The following is a 15,351-nucleotide window of genomic DNA, read 5'->3' on the forward strand; positions in this document are numbered from 1 at the left end:
CGGCGCACCGCCCGCCGAAGCACCGGCCGCTCGGACGTCGGTCCGCGGGCGAGCCGGTGCCCGGTACGGCGGCGATGCCGGGCGAGGGGGTGGGGGCCGGCACTCATCGGTCCTGAAGGAGCCCGAGGACATTGCCGTCGACGTCGGTGAAGGTGGCCACCAGGCGGCCTCCACCGACGTCGTGCGCGGGCTCCTTCACAGTGGCGCCCGCGGCGGTCACCTCGGCCAGTTTCGCCTCGATGTCCGGCACGTGCCAGTACGCCACCGGTGAGGTCATGCCCTGCGGCCCGCCGCCGGGCACCAGGCCGATCTGCTGGCCCTCGGCCTCGAAGCCCACGTAGTACGACTCGTCGGTCTGCGGCGACACGCCGAGCAGGGCGGCGTACACCGCCTTGGCCTTCGCCGGGTCGGACACGGGGTGCAGCACGGTCTTGATTCCCTGGGTGGAAGAGCTGGTCATGGTCACTCCTGAAGTCGTAGGTCCGATCGGGCTGTCGCTTTCCGGCTCCAGGACGAACCGGAAGCCGAAGAGCGACAGCCGATCACTGCGGATGGCGCTTTCTGTGCCGACCGTTCGTCAGGCGGGCACGGCTCGCGAGGTAAGGACGGCCACCACCGGGACCACTCCCTTGCAGTCGCGCCGTACGGCCTGGCACGGCAGGGATTCGTCCGCGTCGCTGCGCGGGAGGAGGGCCCAGTGGGTGACGTCCATGGCGATCACGCTAGCTGCGGCCCGGTGACCGCGCTTCTCGATTCCTGACCGGTCCGGTCGCGTGTTCCTCGGCCCACGACGAGGTCCCGGCCGTCGCGTGTGCCTGCCGAGCTGGACCTCACCACATGCCACAGTGCGGCACCGGGGACGCGGAGGCGAAGGTGCGCCTCCGATCCGCTATGCGTCACGCAGCCAGCTCCGGAAGCCGTCGAACCAGCCGATCACGTCGCGCAGGTGGTTGTCCGGGGCGGCGAAGAGAGAGCGGATCGTGGCGGCGGGATCCACCACCGGGGTCGGGTTGCCGTCTTCTTCCTCCTCGCGGGCGAGCATCTCCTGCTCGGCGTGGCTCAGCGCCGCACGGGGGACCGTCACGAGGGGGTACCCTCCCGCGACCGGCAGCTGGTCCGGTTCATCCGGGTCGCAGCGCCACTGCGCTCCGCAGTGACGCACCTGGACCTCACCCAGATACCACGACGCGACCTGCAGCAGCACCGTGTCACGGGCCAGGTCGGCTTCCTTCCACGCGGAGAACCGGGCGCGGACCAGTTCCTCGAGCCGGTCGAGCGAGGCGGGGGTGAAGTCCCAGCCTCCGCCGTGCTCCTGCGACCAGGCGGGGAAGTCGTCCCGCTGGGTGCCCAGCCAGGCGCTGAGCCGGGGGTTGTCGGCCCATTCGGGCGTGTCGATCGCATCCATGCCGTCAGAGCCTAGATCGCCCGGCACTTCCGTTGTAACGAAACTGTGTGCAAAGGGCGTTGACTGGCGGCACGCCCGGGAAACTGTGCGACTCCTGTCCGCGGCGCCAACTAGTGTCTGGGATTCGGCGGCGCCATACATGTCACGGGGGCCTTGGCGCCGCGCGCACATCATCGTCCGGGCTCCCGTCGGAGAACCCACAGTGAACCGACTCATACCCACGCCTTCCAGGCGCCGCCGATCCATCACGCACACCGCTCTCACCCTGGCCACCGCAGGAGTCCTCACTGTCGTCGGCCTGCCGTTACTTTCGGGCACCGCATACGCCGACAAGGGCAAGCGCTGCGACGAGAAGTACGACTTCACCGGCGCCGAGAACCCTGTCCAGCCGTGGGAGCAGAACATCCACGTCCGTGACAAGCGGAACTGGGACTCCTATGCGTACGACGCCCCGCGCCAGGCCATGGACGGCCTCACGCTCAAGGGCACGCCGGAGGAACAGCGAAACTTCCTCGAAGGGCTCAAGCCGTACACGCAGTACGGCAAGAACACACCCGACCGTGTCTACGCCCAGTACCGCGACTACATGGCGCGGAAGTCCTGGACGGACACCCGCTACGGCAGCTTCGAGAAGTGGCTGTCGGACGCGTGGATCCTGCCGAACAACAACAACAAACGCGGGGCCTTCTTCGAGAAGAAGGCCGTCAAGGATCTCGGTCTGCTCGGCCCTGACTGGCTGTGCAACGAAGAGGTCGAGGTCAAGGACAAAAACGGCCGGACGGTCATGGTCAAGGACCCCAAGACCGGCAAGATGAAGCCGATGGTCCGCAAGTTCGACGCCGTGAACTACAAGCAGGACAAGTTCCTGGAGTTCAAGGCCGGTCCCGGACGCGACACCGACCAGGACAGGGCCAACAAGGCATTTCTCGAGGACCCTGCCCGCAAGAACTCCCGCGTCACCTATGTCAACGGCGAGTCGAAGAACTCAGCCACCACGAAGTACCTCGGCAAACTGGCCGATGAGTTCGGGATGGATGACCGCGGGCGCCCCCGCGTAACCGCCTATGAGCACCGATCCACCAGCCTCCCCAGGTACAACGCCGTCAAGGGGGTGACGCGGAGCGACCCGAACTTCGCCGCCGGCGGCAACAACCAGGCCGCCGGCGGGGCCTCGCGGACGGTCGGCCAGTCCCCCGCCACCCCGAAGGACATGGCCGAGCAGATCAAGCGCATCGGGGTCAACGGACCCCGCGCGAACGGAGTGCGCGGTCCGGGCGGTGTCGACTTCTCCACCCTCGACCTCGCCTACGTCGGCAAGCCGGTCAACGGCAAGGGCCTGCCGTACGCGTTCTCCGCGAACAAGGTCCAGGACGAGTCCCCGCAGTACGGATGGGGCGGCAGGGCCAAGGCACAGCTCATCTCCGACAGCTTCTTCGCCTGGCTCGCCCTGACGCCGGACAAGTTCTGGGTCAACCTCAACCCGGACCAGCCCGACAAGATCATGGACGCCACGTTCGGCAGGACCGACGCCGGTCGCGTACTGCTGCAGGCCGACCTCCAGATGAAGCACGACTACGCCAAGGACCTGGACCCGCGCCAGGGTCTGGGCAAGCAGTACTGGGCCGCCATGCAGGCCGCCGGGCTGAAGTGCGGTACCTCGCTTCGCAATTGGATCGTGCCCAAGCAGGCCAAGGTCCGCGCCGACGCCGGCGGCCTCTACATCCTCGACACACCGCTGAAGGTCAACACGCTCGAGATCAACTTCAAGACCCCGAGTCCGAACGGCGACTGTCACCTGACGAAGGAGCAGCAGAAGACCGCTGCCGACCTGGCCCGGCAGACCATCACGCCGGACATCGAGAAGCGGGTCAACACCGCACCTGAGTACGCCGATCTGCGTCGCGTCTACAGTGCGCGCGTGGCCGCCGAGTACGTCCGTCAGCAGGACGCCCAGGCACCGTCGGAGTACCACACGATCATCAACAGCAACAACGTGAGCCGGTGGCCGCTGCGCAGCCCGAACAGGACGTGGAGGCCGAAGCAGACCTATGACGACTACGTGAAGTCGTTCACGCAGGGCGACTACAGCTACCCCTGCGAGTTCGCCGGGCAGCAGAAGACCTGCGTCATGGGCGGGGTCGACTTCTCCAAGGCACCCAAGCGGAACATCAGCCGCGGCGAGTTCCAGGTGCAGCACCGCCACCTGCCCAGGTCCACCAGAACCAGCGTGCAGGCCATGACGGACAACGCCGAGAACGACCACCTGCTGCTGCTCGGCGGCGGCGGGCAACAGCAGGCCGGGGGCGGGGACGGCGGCAGCACGCCGAGTCCGAAACCGACCCACACCAGCGCTCCCTCCAGCCCGGCCACTCACACTCGCCCGCCGAGTTCGTCCACCCCGTCGGACGGACCGCGGAGCCCGTCCGGCCCGGCAGGCAAGGATGACCGCGGAGGCCTCGCCGACACCGGAACCCAGGTCCTCGCCGTCGCCGGGATCGCTGTGGTGCTCCTGGCAGCCGGTGGAGCACTGATCTGGTGGCGACGACGCCGCACCACCAGCGGCTGACCGCCCGACTGCGGAACCACACGGCCCCGTCCGGAATCTCCGGGCGGGGCCTCGGGCGTGCTTCGGGCCCCGGCTGAGCAGCCGGAGCCGTGCGGGGTCGGTCGCTCAGTCCGCGAGCCAGTTGCCGTGGAAGCCGTATGGCACACGGGCCGGCAGATGAACGGTGGCGACCGGGGCCGCAGCGAGGTCGTCCGCGTCCAGGATGACCAGGTCGCTGCGGCCGGTGGCGGAGTCGTAGACGTATGTCAGGAGCCAGCCCGGGCCGCCCGCCGCATTGTCGGCGGCGGCGAAGGCGGCCTCTCCGGGCGTGCGGGCGGGCCCGAAGCTGTGCTCCGTCGCCGCACCGCTGGCCAGTTCGTATCGCACCAGTGAATTGCCGCACGTCACGTGCCCGTGAGCGGCGTCGAGCCCGGTCAGCCGGTCGTCGACTCGGGGGAACTCGCCGGGGCGGTCGTCGCACTGCTCTTCGCGGACCGTCCCGGTGCCTGGATCGATCGTCCACTTCCAGAGTGTGGCCTGCTGTTTGCGGTCGACGACATCGCCGGTCCGCCGCCACAGCTCCGGGTAGCGCATGACGTACAGCACGATGGTGCCGTCCGGCGCGTCATAGGCGTTGAGCGGGTGGAATACGTAGCACGGGTCGATGCCGAACCAACGCACCTCACCGTACGGGTCGTTGCGGCGCAGCACTCCCAACCGCGCGCCGTAGCCGTCGTCCCATCGATAGGGCATGGTCCCGGCGGTGGCCAGGTCCAGGTCGAAGACCACGGGCAGGTCCATGAACACGACGTGCCCGGCTGTGAGGTTGAAGTCGTGCATCATCGTCGGCCCGGGCACCTCGACAGGCCTGCTGATCACCAGCTCACCCGAGGCATCCGCACGGTGGTAGGTGAGGCCGGGGGCCTCCAGCATCCCGTAGCCGAAGAAGTGCAGCTCTCCGGTGGCCGCGCACGCCTTGGTGTGCGCGGTCATCGCGGTGCCCAGTTTGCCGCCGAAGTCGTATGCCCCGACCGTCTCCAAGTCGCAGGTGAGCTCGTAGGGCAGGGCCGTCTCGACCAGGGCGAGGGTCCGGCCCGCGTGTCGGATGACGTGGGTGTTGGCCGGGCCTGCGGTGAGATCGCGGTGCCCGTGGTCGTCGTAGGTCCGGGCCCCGTCGGTGAAGCTGCGGGTGCGCACCCAGCGGTTGCGGTACGAGACAGCCCGACCGCCCTCGATCCGGACGCCGTGGACCATGCCGTCGCCGAAGAACCAGTGCCCGGATGCGGCGTCAGCGGGGTTCGGCCCGTTGCGGAGGTACCAACCGGCCAGTTCGGCCGGGATCTGCCCGGTCACCGGCAGGTCGTACGCGGTGAGTTCTTCACCGACGGGGGCGTAGTTGCCCGCCAGGTGGGGCCGGGACTCTTCCGCTGGGATCATCGGACAGCGGCCTTGGCCTGGACATGGGCGATGTAGCGGACGGTGAAGAGCATCGGGATCACGAAGCCGGCGATCTGGATGAGCGTGGAGAGCGTCGAGTGGGCGTTTCCTGCATGCGCCACGAGGACGAGCACGACAGCGGTCAGCGCGAAGCCCGCGGTCCATACGGCGGTGATGATGACGTTGGTCCGAATGAACGGCTTGAGCCCCCAAACCTCGGGCGGGGTGGTGCGCTTGGCGATGCCCAGGGTGAACGGCTTACCGATGGCCAGCGAGATCCCGGCTATGACCGCCAGCGTGCCCGATGACAGCGCCGCCGAGTAGTCGTGCACGCCCGAGTCCGGGTTGACGAAGGCGATGGCGGCCAGTACCGCGAAGAAGACGGCGGAGCCGAGCTCGATGATCAGCGCGTCACATCCGGCACCCGTCCGGACCTGCTGGACGATCACTGCCACCGCGACGGCCAAGGCGGCCAGCGCCGCCCACTGCCAGTCCCCCGACGGCAGCACAGCGAAGATGATCCATGGGAGGAAGGTGCGCAGGTAGGACATTGAGGTCTCCGCTTCAGCGTTTCCGTTCCGACATGTCAAAACTAGAAGGTCCAGTACCAACATGTCAATAGTGGAATGTGAGAGGTGAGGCGAAGCTGGGCGGCATGAGTCTTCGGCACACGCCGTCCGGGCCCCCACTCCGAGCGACCCGCCTGCGGTTATGCCCCTTGCAACGGTTCGCTGCAGGCCGCCGCGCGCGGAAAATCATGCCAGCAGCGAACAGGTCGCTCGAGCAACGATACTGACTGCCCATCACGCCATGGAGTCGCGGCACCGCAGTCCGACGACTCGGCCCTGGTCTCCTCTCTCGGACCCGCGGTGGAAGGCAACTGCCCGCCCTGCCTGCTGACGGTCCCGTTGCATTGCGTCTGCCTCCTCCGTCAAACCGAACGAATAGTCGACGCAGGGGTGGGAGCGTTCACGAGAAGGTCTTCGAGGCCGGGGTCCGCACTCGGTTCCTGGTCCAGCACCTACATGACCTGGTACACGTCCGGTACGGCGGCAACGACGTGATGATCTACTGGCATGCCGAGCGCAAGAACGTCTGCGTCCACTCCCAGCTCAAGAGCTGTTCGCCGTCCGAGGTCGCATCGGCAGCATCCGCCCGTACCGCCCCGACGACACCCCGGCCGGCCGGCGACCGCGCCGGAACAGCGACAGGCACCAGGTCCCAGCCGTCCTCGGTCAAGCCGGCAAGGGACCGTGACCCACCTCAGGCAGCAGAGCGTCCTCAAGCCGTGACAGCTCCTCCGTACTCAGCGTGAGCTCCGCAGCCTTGACCGAGTCGGTGATGGAGGGCGGGCGGCTGGCTCCCGGTACCGGGATCACTGCCGGGGAGCGGGCGAGCAGCCAGGCCAGGGCGATCTGCTGCGGGCTGACGCCGCGCTCGGCTGCGATGTGGTGGAAGGGGGTGCCGACCGGGGTGTGGCCTGAGGGGCCGTCAAGGGAGCTGCGGGCAATACCACCGAGTGGGCTCCACGGCAGAAAGGCGAGACCGAGCTGGGTGCTCAGCCGCAGCTCGGGCTCGCTGTCGCGGACGGCGGGCGAGTACTGGTTTTGCACGGAGACGAGGCCGTCACCGAGGATCTGATGCGCCTGGCAGATCTGCGCGGTGGTGACGTTGGAGATTCCCGCGGCGCGGATCGTGCCGGCGTCGAGCAGCTCGCTCAGCGCGCCGACGGACTCTGCCCAGGGCACGGCCGGGTCCGGCTTGTGCAGCTGGTACAGGCCGATGGTCCCGACGCCCAGACGCTTGGCGGAGGCCTCGGCAGCTTGCTTGAGGTGTGCGGGGGTGGCGGTGACGGTCCAGCTGCCGTCGCCGGGGCGGCCGCGGCCGCCCTTGGTGGCGACCAGGACGCCGGAGGTGTCGCCGCCGTAGCGGGCCAGGGCGCGGGCGATCAGGAGCTCGTTGTGGCCCACCTCGTCGGCGTGCCACTGATAGCTGTCGGCGGTGTCGATGAGCGTGACGCCGGCGTCGAGGGCGGCGTGGACGGTGGCGATGGCCCGCGCCTCGTCCGGGCGGTGCTCGATGGACAGCGGCATGGCGCCCAGGCCGATGGCGCTGACGGCGGTGTCTGCGATGGTGCGGTACTGCATGGCGACGTGCTCCTCAGGCGGTGGGTGACGGCTCGGAGGTAAGGGCTTCGGCGACGGCGCCGGGCAGCCATTCGGTGGCGCGGGAGAACGAAAAGCCCAGCTCCTTCGCGCGGGCGTTGCTCATGGCGTAGTGGCGGTCGAAGGAGAAGGGCGAAGCTTCCTCGCCCGCCGGGACGGTCCGGTAGACGGGCTCCCGGCCGGCCTGCGCTGCGATGATCTCGGCGAGGTCGTGTACGTCGAGCGGGCCGTCGGAGCAGGCGTTGATCGGACCGGTGAAGTCGGCCGTGGTCGCCCACAGCAGCAGGTCCGCCAGCTCCTCGTAGTGGATGAAGACCGTGGGGAGCGCCCTCGTGTGAACAGTGATCGCCCCGCCCCGGGCAATGTGCGCGGCGTAGTGCGCCAGCCGGCCGGTGAACTCCTGCGCACCACCGCCCAGCACGTGGGCGCTGCGCACGGAGGAGAACGCGAAGCTGCCGGCTCGGGTGAAGACGGCCTCCGCCTGGCGCTTGCCCTCGGCGTAGTGCGCCTCCAGGTAGGCGTCGTCGTGCCAGGGCAGGTCCATGGCCACGAGCCAGGCGGCCGGGTCCACGATCTCCTCCGGCACCGGTGTACCCGCCGGCACAGTCTGCAGCGCGGCGGTCGCCGGATCGTAGACCTCGATCGTGGAGGTCATGACGTAGCGCCGGGTGCGGCCGTCGAATACGCGGGCGGCGATAGCGGCCTGCACGGGGGTGTAGCAGACCTGATCGACAACCACGTCGAAGGTGCGGGAGCCGAGCGCGGCAGTGAGAGCGGCCTCGTCGTTGCGGTCGACGATGAGGTGCTCAACACCGGCGGGCGGCTGGGTGGAACCGCGGTTGATCACAGTGACCTGGTGGCCTGCCGCCTGCAGGTGTTTCACCAGGAGCTTTCCGAAGTACCGGCTTCCGCCGACGACGCAGATCTTTTCCATGCCCCCATCCTGGATGGTCTACCGTCATCAGCAGAAGTGCCGTCCTACTGGATGCGTATTAAGGAAAACTGTTGATTGATATGCAGCGGCTTCGCGTCCTGCGGGCGGTGGCGGAGCACGGCAGCTTCAACCAGGCGGCCATGGCTCTCCGCCTCACCCCTTCGGCCATCTCTCAGCACGTGGCCATACTGGAGCGCAGCCTCGGCGCTCAGGTCGTCGCCCGCAGCACCCGCGGCGTCACTCTCACTCAGGCCGGCCAGATCATGGTCGGCGCCGCCGAATCCATCGCCGCAGAGCTCGAACACGCACAACAGCAGGTGAACCAACTCAGCACGGGGCGCGTACAGCTCACCATCGCCACCTTCACCAGCGGCGGCAGGCTCCTGCTGCCCACCGCTCTCGCCCGGCTCAGGGCAGCCCATCCCCGTACCGTGCTCCACGTCAGGGAGGGCGAACCCGAGAGCACTCTGCCGCTCGTCCGCCAGGGCGCCGTGGACCTCGCACTCGCCTACCACTTCGACGGCCCGCTACCCATTGGGCCGGGCCCCACTTCCGGCCTGGAGTGGACCCCACTCCTGGAAGACCCCCTGCACGTCGTCCTGCCGGAGAGGCATCGACTCGCCGGAAGCGACGTGCTCGACCTCGCCGAGCTGGCAGCCGAACCCTGGGTGCTCGGCTGCCTCAAGACCGAGGCGTACCTTCGCCGCTTCGCCGAGCGCGCCGGCTTCGACCCGGAAGTGCGAGGCACCACCACCGACTACTTCTTCGCCCGCTCCCTCGTCGCCGCAGGCATGGGAATCTCCTTGATCCCCTCCATCGCGCTCACCCCGGAGATCCCTGGCCTGCGCACCGTCCCGATCAAGCCGCCGGTGCCGATCCGGCACATCGGCGTCGCCGCAATCAGCCGAAACGACCGGCCCCACGTCACGACACTAATCCAAGCCCTTCGTGAGCAGGCGGTGCACCGGCACTAACTTGATCTTTAACCTCGGGGGCCCGAAATTCGGGCATCAAGTTGCCTGGGTTCCGGATGTTGTTCTGGGGGCGCCCTTTCGTCGAGTTCGTGTTGACTGCTGACGAGCGTGATCAGCTGGTCCGTTGGTCGCAGAGGGCATCGAGGTGGGCCGTGCGGGCGTGCATTGTGTAGCGGTGTGCCGAGCCGGACGTTGTGTATGCGGGGGTCGCCGATGACTTGGGTGTGTCGGCGATGACGGTCGTCAAGTGGCGCGAGCGGTTCGGGGAGTCACGGCTGGAGGGTCTGGCGGACACCGACCGGCCGGGACGGCCGAAGAGCGGGCTGGCTCTAGCGATCGCTTTCGTCTCGTGGCCCAACTCGCAAGAGACGCTGAACGTGCCGACGGGCAAAGAGGGAGGCGCTTCCCTTGTCCGACACCCTGATGAAGAGGGTGCGGGCACAGGAAGGGCGGTGGCGCCGCGCCTTCAGCCTTCCGAATCAATTTCCATTTCGCTGCCCGACTGTCCCTGGTTCACCGGGTTGCCGTCGCGGTCCGTATCGGAGTCACTGTTCTGATCCCATGTGTACTCACCGGCCTGAGTGAAGCTGATGCGGGTGCCACCGGCCTTCTCCACCGTCTCATGGAGATACTTGGCGTAGTCCGCGACGCTCTCTTCCTTGTAGTTCTCCATACCCTTGTTCGCTGCCGCACTGGGCCACAACGGACCCGGGTACACCTCGAGATCTCCATCTTCCTGCAGTTCCGCGTAGATTTGCGTGAAGCAGACCACACAAGGCCGCTTGACACCGATTGTCTTCTTGGCGTCGAAGCCGGGCAACGCTGCCAGCCGGCGTTCCGCGTGAAATCCGTCGTCGTCCTTCGAAACATCGTCGGGTACCTTGACCGCAACGGAAGCTATCTCGCCGTAGTCCCCGGTGTTGTCGGCCGGCGCGTTCGACACCCGGTCCGCCAGCTTTCCGGCGTGGCGCGGGAATCGGTCCGGTGCATCCTGATCACCGACCGCTTCTATCAATGCCTTCGCGAACGCCCTGCCGGTCTTGTGCTGCCCGGCCAGCCCGCGCAGCAACTCGTTATGGGTGTTCCTGTTGGCCGAGATGTACATCGTGCCGTCGATGACAGTGGCCTGCACCTCTTCCGCCGCACTTGCCGACATCGAGGTCAGGTAGTCCTTCGCAAGGGTGGAAATCCATCGCATGCCCTGCATGGTGCGGTTCCCGGCGTACGATTTCGGCTGCCGGGTGTTATCGCTACCCTTGTATATTTTCTCATTCGCCTTCAGGTTGGCATCCTTGTTTTCCTTCGGAGCGTTCGTGAGGTGCACGGTTTTGTTCTGCGCGCCGCCGTAGGCCTGCCATCCGTGTGTATGGGTGAGTGCGCTGACCAGCAGATCCTTCGCCGACTGGCTCGTTGCACGGCTTTTCCCTGTGCGCTTCGGCGCTTTGGGCATGCGCTGCAGCGTCTGAGCACCGGCAGAGCGCACCGCCGGGGCGGACGCCTCGGCCGCTCGCTGCAGCGGGGGCGCCTCACTCATCGCACGCCGCGCGTTCGCCTCGGCCTCGCGCTCGAACCGGTCGGACGGGTCGGAGACCCTCAGGCCCGAGCCGTTGTCCGTGCCCGTGACAGGCCCTTGACGCTGCTGGATCACATGGGTCAACTCGTGGGCCAGGGTGTGCTTGTCACCTCCGCCGTCACCGATGACGACATGACTGCCGGAGGTGTAGGCGCGGGCACCGATCTCGGCGGCCGATGCGCCGGCGGCACTGTCATCGTGCACACGCACGTCGGAGAAGTCGGCGCCGAGCCGGGTCTCCATCTCGGTACGGATGTCGGTAGCGAGCGGCCGCCCCGACCCGCTCAGCACATCGTGGACAGCGGATCGCTGCACCGCCGGCTGCTCGTGGGCGCAGCCGTCGCCGTGGCGGTGTTCCTCCTGGACGTATTGGTGGCCGGTGCTCCGGAGCATCTGAACGACGGCTGCGTTGCCAACGGCCCCTTGCAGAGCGAGGATGCCCGGGACGGGGCCACGGGTGTTGGTCACCGGTCCACGAGCGGATGTCCGTCCGCTCTGGTCCTGGTCCTGCCGGGTCTTGTCCTGGTCGTGCACAGGGTCCTCCTGCCGATGGGGCACAGCCCTTCTACATAAGGCCACAACCGGCTCCACCACCAGGTCCCCGAGGGCAGCGTCAAACGGTCCAACGGACATCGCGCCTGCACCAACGGGCGCCTCCTTCGGAGACCTTGCCCCTCCGGCTTCCCGTGCGGCCCCTTCAGCCGGGCAAGTCCCCGCGGTCGCGCGCCTCTCATCCATCTCAGCCGGTCTGCGAACGCTGTGAAGAAACCCGTCCGCCGTCACACACCCGGCCGATCACCGGGGACGCGGGTTGGCGGCACTCCTGGGCCACCGCCGGCATGCAACCATCACCGGCGTACACGTGAACCCGCCAGCCACATCAGCATGAACCCGAGAACCACACGCCTTCGGATCGGTCAACAACTGTACTCCGCATGGAGTGTTGGTCTCGATCCGCCGGTTCCCTTCCTGCGGAACGAGCCCCCCGGGTCGGCGTTCGCGGGCCTGCCGCCGTGCGTTTCCGGAGGCACCGGGCGCCCTGCACCCGGCCGCCAGGTCCCGTCAGCCGACCAGACGTTCGACAGTCGCTTGGGCGTTGACCCTGCCCGATCCGTAGGTGACCACGGTGTTGCGCGCCAGCGATTCCACCTCATGTGGCCAGCCAGTGAGAACCACGACCGCATCGGGGCGCCGGCGCACCAGCTCGGCAAGAAGTGGCATGTCCCCGCCGTCACGATGCGGATCGCGGGAGATGACGACCAGCGGTCGCCCTTGCGCACCCCGCAGCGCGCTGTCGGCACGTTGCACGGTCGGCCCGGGAGGTGGAGAACCGGTGGCCGAAAGGCCGGGCAGCGCTCGGGCGAGGAGCTTCTGCACATGGGGTGCGTGACGCCCTGCTGCATGATTGATCCGCTGCCGGAGGTCGACGACGTGCGGTGCCGACGTGAGACGCACATCGCCCCGCACGGACAGCGCCGCACGGGCCACCGAGAGAGCCATGTCACGCTCGTCCTGAGGAACTTCGACCGTCCTGGCGCGGCCGATCCATTCCGCCAGCTCCCCGGCTCGCCGTGCGGCGTCGGCCAGGCGGGCCGTGGGGAGCCGGCCGCTGGAGACGGCGTCCAGCAACGCGTCGCGAGCGGTGAGATAGGCGGCCTCGTCATCGGACCCGACGGGGTTGCCCAGACACAGCAGATCGGCGCCGGCGGACACGGCCTGTACGCAGGCCGGGCCGAACCCCGGATCGCGGGCCACGGCACCCATGTCCAGCGCGTCGGTGACGATCGCACCGGTGAAACCCAGTTCCTCGCGTGCCAGTCTGGTGACTTCGGGATTGAGCGACGCGGGGGCGTCGCCCAGAGCAGGCACCCTGATGTGTGCGGTCATCAGACACCTGGTGCCCGCGTCGATCGCGGCGGCGAAGGGCAGCAGGTCCCTGCGTCTCAGCAGACCGAGTCCGGCGTCGACCTGCGGCAGGTCGAGGTGCGAGTCGACAGTGGTGTCACCGTGACCGGGAAAGTGCTTGGTGCAGGCGGCGACGCCTGCCGACTGGAGGCCGGTGACATAGGCGGCGGTATGCCTGGCCACCATGGGGGCATGCGCGCCGAACGCCCGTACTCCGATCACCGGGTTGTCCGGATCGGCGTTGACGTCCGCGTCGGGCGCGAGGTTCAGGCCGATACCTGCCAGGCGCAGATCGCGGCCCATGCCACGGGCCAGCCGTTCGGTGAGAGCGGGGTCGTCCACCTGGCCGAGCGCCCCATTGCCGGGATACGAGGAGCCCTGTGCGGCCTCGATCCGGGTGACGTCACCGCCCTCCTCGTCGCCGGCGATGATCAGGTCACCCCGCCGCCCGTGCAGCAGGCCCGACAGAGCTGCTGCCGTCGCCAGGTCCGGCACGTTGTGCGCGAAGTACACGACTCCGGCCAGGCCGTCGTCGATCGCCCGGAGCAGCCAGGCCGGTGGCTCCGTGCCGTGGAAGCCCGGCAGCAGGACGCCGTTGACCTGACGCAGCAACTGACGCTCGCGGGCGTTCACCCCTTCACCGCACCAGCTGCGAGTCCGGAGGCCAGGCGTCGCTGGACGATGACGAAGAAGACCAGGACCGGCAGGGTGATGAGGGTGGAGGCGGCCATGACCGGTCCCCAGGCCGTGGAGTTCTCGCCGAAGAACTGGAACAGCCCCACCGCCGCCGTGTACTGGGAACTGTCCTTCATGAACGTGTAGGCGAAGACGAACTCGTTCCAGGCGGTGATGAACGCGAACACGCTGGTCGCCACGAGACCGGGAGCGACGAGCGGCAGGAGCACCGACCAGAACATCCGCGGCCAGGAGCACCCGTCCAGATAGGCCGCTTCCTCCACCTCCTTGGGCACGGTGGCGACGAAGCCGCGCAGTGTCCAGATCGCGAATGGCAGTGACAAGGCGATGTAGACGACGGTCAGACCGAGCAGACTGTTCAGCAGGTCGTAGTCACGCATCTGCAGAAACAGCGGGATGACGAGGGCCTCCAACGGCACCATCTGGACGATCAGCACCAGGATCAGCACCGAAGTGCGGAACCGGAAGCGGAAGCGGGCGACGGCGACCGCGGCGAACAGCGCGAGCAGACCGGCCACGACGATCGTGCCGAACCCGACCAGGAGCGAATTCAGCAGGAAAGGGCCGAAGTTCCCCTGGTCGAAGATGTATCTGAAGTGTTTGAAGCTGATGCCGCTCGGCAGCAGGTCGGCACCACGAGTGACCGCGTTCGGGTCAAGGGCGGTGGTGACCATCCAGTACACCGGGAACAGGCTGAACACCAGGAGCGCGACAACGGCTAGGGGAAGCCCGATACGCGAGAAGGTCGTCGTCCGCTTCACAGCTCGTCACTTTCCTTGAAGAGCGTACGGATGTAAACAACCGTGATCGCGAGGAGCAGCAGGGTGAGCAGAACAGCAGTTGCCGCTCCCATACCGTAGTCGTTCTGTGCGAACGCCCTCTGGTAGGACCAGACACCGAGGTTGTAGACATCTTCGTTGCTGCCACTGCCACCGGGCATCAGATAGATCTGGGTGAAGACCTTGAAGTCCCAGATGGTCGACAGAATGGTGACCACCAGGAAAATCGGCCGGATGGTCGGCACCGTGATTTTCCAGAACCGCTGCCAGGCATTCGCCCCGTCGATCATCCCCGCTTCGTAGAGCTCTCTGGGAATGGTCAGCAGGCCGGCGAGCACCGTGATGGCGACGAACGGGAAACCGTGGTGGACGACGTTCACGGTGGCTATGGCGAAAAATGAGAGCCGGTCGGTGAACCAGTTCGTGGTGTCCGGATCGATCAGTCCCAGGGAGCCGGCGAAATGGCTCATCATGCCGTCGCTCGGCGAGAAGAGCCAGATCCAGACGTACGTTCCGGTGACGGCGGGCATGGCCCAGGCGGCCATGATCGCGGTGGAGCAGATGACCCGCCAGAACGGGCCAAGGCGTTGCAGCAGCAGCGCGGCCAGGGTGCCGAGGGCGACGGTCAGGCCCACGCAGGCGGTGGCGAAGACAACGGTGTTGGGCAGCACCGTCTTCCACAGCCGCGGGTCGGCGAAGAGCTCCCGGTAGTGGCTGATGCCGGTGAAGGTGGCGACACCACCGCCGAACTTGACCTGGTAGTCCTGGAACGACAGCAGGACGACCTTGACCAGCGGCCACAACAGCAGGCCCGCGAGTACCACGAGGGCCGGGGTCAACAGCACCCAGGGACGCGCTGTGGAGATCAGTCGTCTGCGGCGCGCGGTCACCGTGCGCCTCGGGCCACGGGGCCGCGGCGACTCCTCGGCGGGGGTCGT

General features: G+C 67.7%; 13 protein-coding genes and 1 pseudogene. 3 read left to right on the forward strand and 11 right to left on the reverse strand.

The genetic code is table 11. The features are described from left to right. Positions 1 to 103 precede the first annotated feature (103 nt). The 3 genes from OHS16_RS01340 to OHS16_RS01350 form a co-directional block, all read right to left on the reverse strand. On the reverse strand, positions 104 to 460 hold the full coding sequence (locus OHS16_RS01340; protein ID WP_328535268.1) for a VOC family protein: 357 nt from the start codon (positions 458 to 460) through the stop codon (positions 104 to 106). A 117-nt stretch (positions 461 to 577) separates the two neighbouring features. Continuing rightward, positions 578 to 712 (reverse strand): hypothetical protein, encoded by a 135-nt coding sequence (locus OHS16_RS01345; RefSeq protein ID WP_328535269.1) that lies wholly within the window; start codon positions 710 to 712, stop codon positions 578 to 580. Positions 713 to 889: 177 nt separating this feature from the next. Beyond that, positions 890 to 1,405: a hypothetical protein gene (locus OHS16_RS01350; protein ID WP_328535270.1), complete on the reverse strand. Its 516-nt coding sequence runs from the start codon at positions 1,403 to 1,405 to the stop codon at positions 890 to 892. A gap of 202 nt (positions 1,406 to 1,607) precedes the next feature. On the opposite strand from OHS16_RS01350, the gene OHS16_RS01355 reads away from it, so the two are divergent. Then, complete coding sequence (locus OHS16_RS01355; protein ID WP_328535271.1) at positions 1,608 to 3,971, forward strand: LPXTG cell wall anchor domain-containing protein; 2,364 nt, start codon at positions 1,608 to 1,610, stop codon at positions 3,969 to 3,971. 105 nt (positions 3,972 to 4,076) lie between these two features. On the opposite strand, the gene OHS16_RS01360 is transcribed toward OHS16_RS01355, so the two are convergent. Together OHS16_RS01360 and OHS16_RS01365 are read right to left on the reverse strand one after the other, a co-directional pair. Then, entirely contained in the window at positions 4,077 to 5,387 is a 1,311-nt protein-coding gene (locus OHS16_RS01360) for a carotenoid oxygenase family protein (RefSeq protein ID WP_328535272.1), read from the reverse strand. After that, entirely contained in the window at positions 5,384 to 5,938 is a 555-nt protein-coding gene (locus OHS16_RS01365; protein WP_328535273.1) for a hypothetical protein, read from the reverse strand. Before OHS16_RS01365 ends, OHS16_RS01360 begins: the two co-directional genes overlap by 4 nt. Before the next feature lie 474 nt (positions 5,939 to 6,412). Here OHS16_RS01365 and OHS16_RS32030 point away from each other — a divergent pair. Then, a pseudogene (locus OHS16_RS32030) lies at positions 6,413 to 6,531 on the forward strand (Tn3 family transposase); the annotation flags it as partial. A 91-nt stretch (positions 6,532 to 6,622) separates the two neighbouring features. Here the strand turns inward: OHS16_RS32030 and OHS16_RS01370 are convergent. Continuing rightward, the gene (locus OHS16_RS01370) at positions 6,623 to 7,534 is read right to left on the reverse strand and encodes an aldo/keto reductase (RefSeq protein ID WP_328535274.1); all 912 of its coding nucleotides are present in this window, start codon (positions 7,532 to 7,534) and stop codon (positions 6,623 to 6,625) included. Positions 7,535 to 7,547: 13 nt separating this feature from the next. Continuing rightward, on the reverse strand, positions 7,548 to 8,486 hold the full coding sequence (locus OHS16_RS01375; RefSeq protein WP_328535275.1) for an NAD-dependent epimerase/dehydratase family protein: 939 nt from the start codon (positions 8,484 to 8,486) through the stop codon (positions 7,548 to 7,550). A gap of 80 nt (positions 8,487 to 8,566) precedes the next feature. On the opposite strand from OHS16_RS01375, the gene OHS16_RS01380 reads away from it, so the two are divergent. Further along, positions 8,567 to 9,460, forward strand: coding sequence for a LysR family transcriptional regulator (locus OHS16_RS01380; protein ID WP_328540675.1), 894 nt, complete (start codon positions 8,567 to 8,569; stop codon positions 9,458 to 9,460). A 466-nt stretch (positions 9,461 to 9,926) separates the two neighbouring features. Here OHS16_RS01380 and OHS16_RS01385 read toward each other — a convergent pair whose 3' ends face one another. From OHS16_RS01385 to OHS16_RS01400, 4 genes are all read right to left on the reverse strand, one after another. After that, positions 9,927 to 11,567, reverse strand: a complete 1,641-nt coding sequence (locus tag OHS16_RS01385; protein ID WP_443042540.1) for an eCIS core domain-containing protein — start codon at positions 11,565 to 11,567, stop codon at positions 9,927 to 9,929. Positions 11,568 to 12,095: 528 nt separating this feature from the next. Continuing rightward, positions 12,096 to 13,571 (reverse strand): glycoside hydrolase family 3 N-terminal domain-containing protein, encoded by a 1,476-nt coding sequence (locus tag OHS16_RS01390; protein ID WP_328535276.1) that lies wholly within the window; start codon positions 13,569 to 13,571, stop codon positions 12,096 to 12,098. Then, positions 13,568 to 14,395, reverse strand: a complete 828-nt coding sequence (locus OHS16_RS01395; protein ID WP_328535277.1) for a carbohydrate ABC transporter permease — start codon at positions 14,393 to 14,395, stop codon at positions 13,568 to 13,570. The genes OHS16_RS01390 and OHS16_RS01395 overlap by 4 nt, the downstream gene beginning before the upstream one ends. Next, positions 14,392 to 15,303, reverse strand: a complete 912-nt coding sequence (locus OHS16_RS01400) for a carbohydrate ABC transporter permease (RefSeq protein WP_328535278.1) — start codon at positions 15,301 to 15,303, stop codon at positions 14,392 to 14,394. Before OHS16_RS01400 ends, OHS16_RS01395 begins: the two co-directional genes overlap by 4 nt. Positions 15,304 to 15,351 lie beyond the last annotated feature (48 nt).

This window comes from Streptomyces sp. NBC_00344, assembly GCF_036088315.1.
Classification (GTDB): domain Bacteria; phylum Actinomycetota; class Actinomycetes; order Streptomycetales; family Streptomycetaceae; genus Streptomyces.

What these genes read in the sequence shown, in the direction of transcription:
- OHS16_RS01380 (WP_328540675.1), top strand. Translation starts at nt 8,567, where the DNA reads ATGCAGCGGCTTCGCGTCCTGCGGGCGGTGGCGGAGCACGGCAGCTTC.
- OHS16_RS01370 (WP_328535274.1), bottom strand. Translation starts at nt 7,534, where the DNA reads ATGCAGTACCGCACCATCGCAGACACCGCCGTCAGCGCCATCGGCCTG.
- OHS16_RS01375 (WP_328535275.1), bottom strand. Translation starts at nt 8,486, where the DNA reads ATGGAAAAGATCTGCGTCGTCGGCGGAAGCCGGTACTTCGGAAAGCTC.
- OHS16_RS01360 (WP_328535272.1), bottom strand. Translation starts at nt 5,387, where the DNA reads ATGATCCCAGCGGAAGAGTCCCGGCCCCACCTGGCGGGCAACTACGCC.
- OHS16_RS01345 (WP_328535269.1), bottom strand. Translation starts at nt 712, where the DNA reads ATGGACGTCACCCACTGGGCCCTCCTCCCGCGCAGCGACGCGGACGAA.
- OHS16_RS01350 (WP_328535270.1), bottom strand. Translation starts at nt 1,405, where the DNA reads ATGGATGCGATCGACACGCCCGAATGGGCCGACAACCCCCGGCTCAGC.
- OHS16_RS01365 (WP_328535273.1), bottom strand. Translation starts at nt 5,938, where the DNA reads ATGTCCTACCTGCGCACCTTCCTCCCATGGATCATCTTCGCTGTGCTG.
- OHS16_RS01340 (WP_328535268.1), bottom strand. Translation starts at nt 460, where the DNA reads ATGACCAGCTCTTCCACCCAGGGAATCAAGACCGTGCTGCACCCCGTG.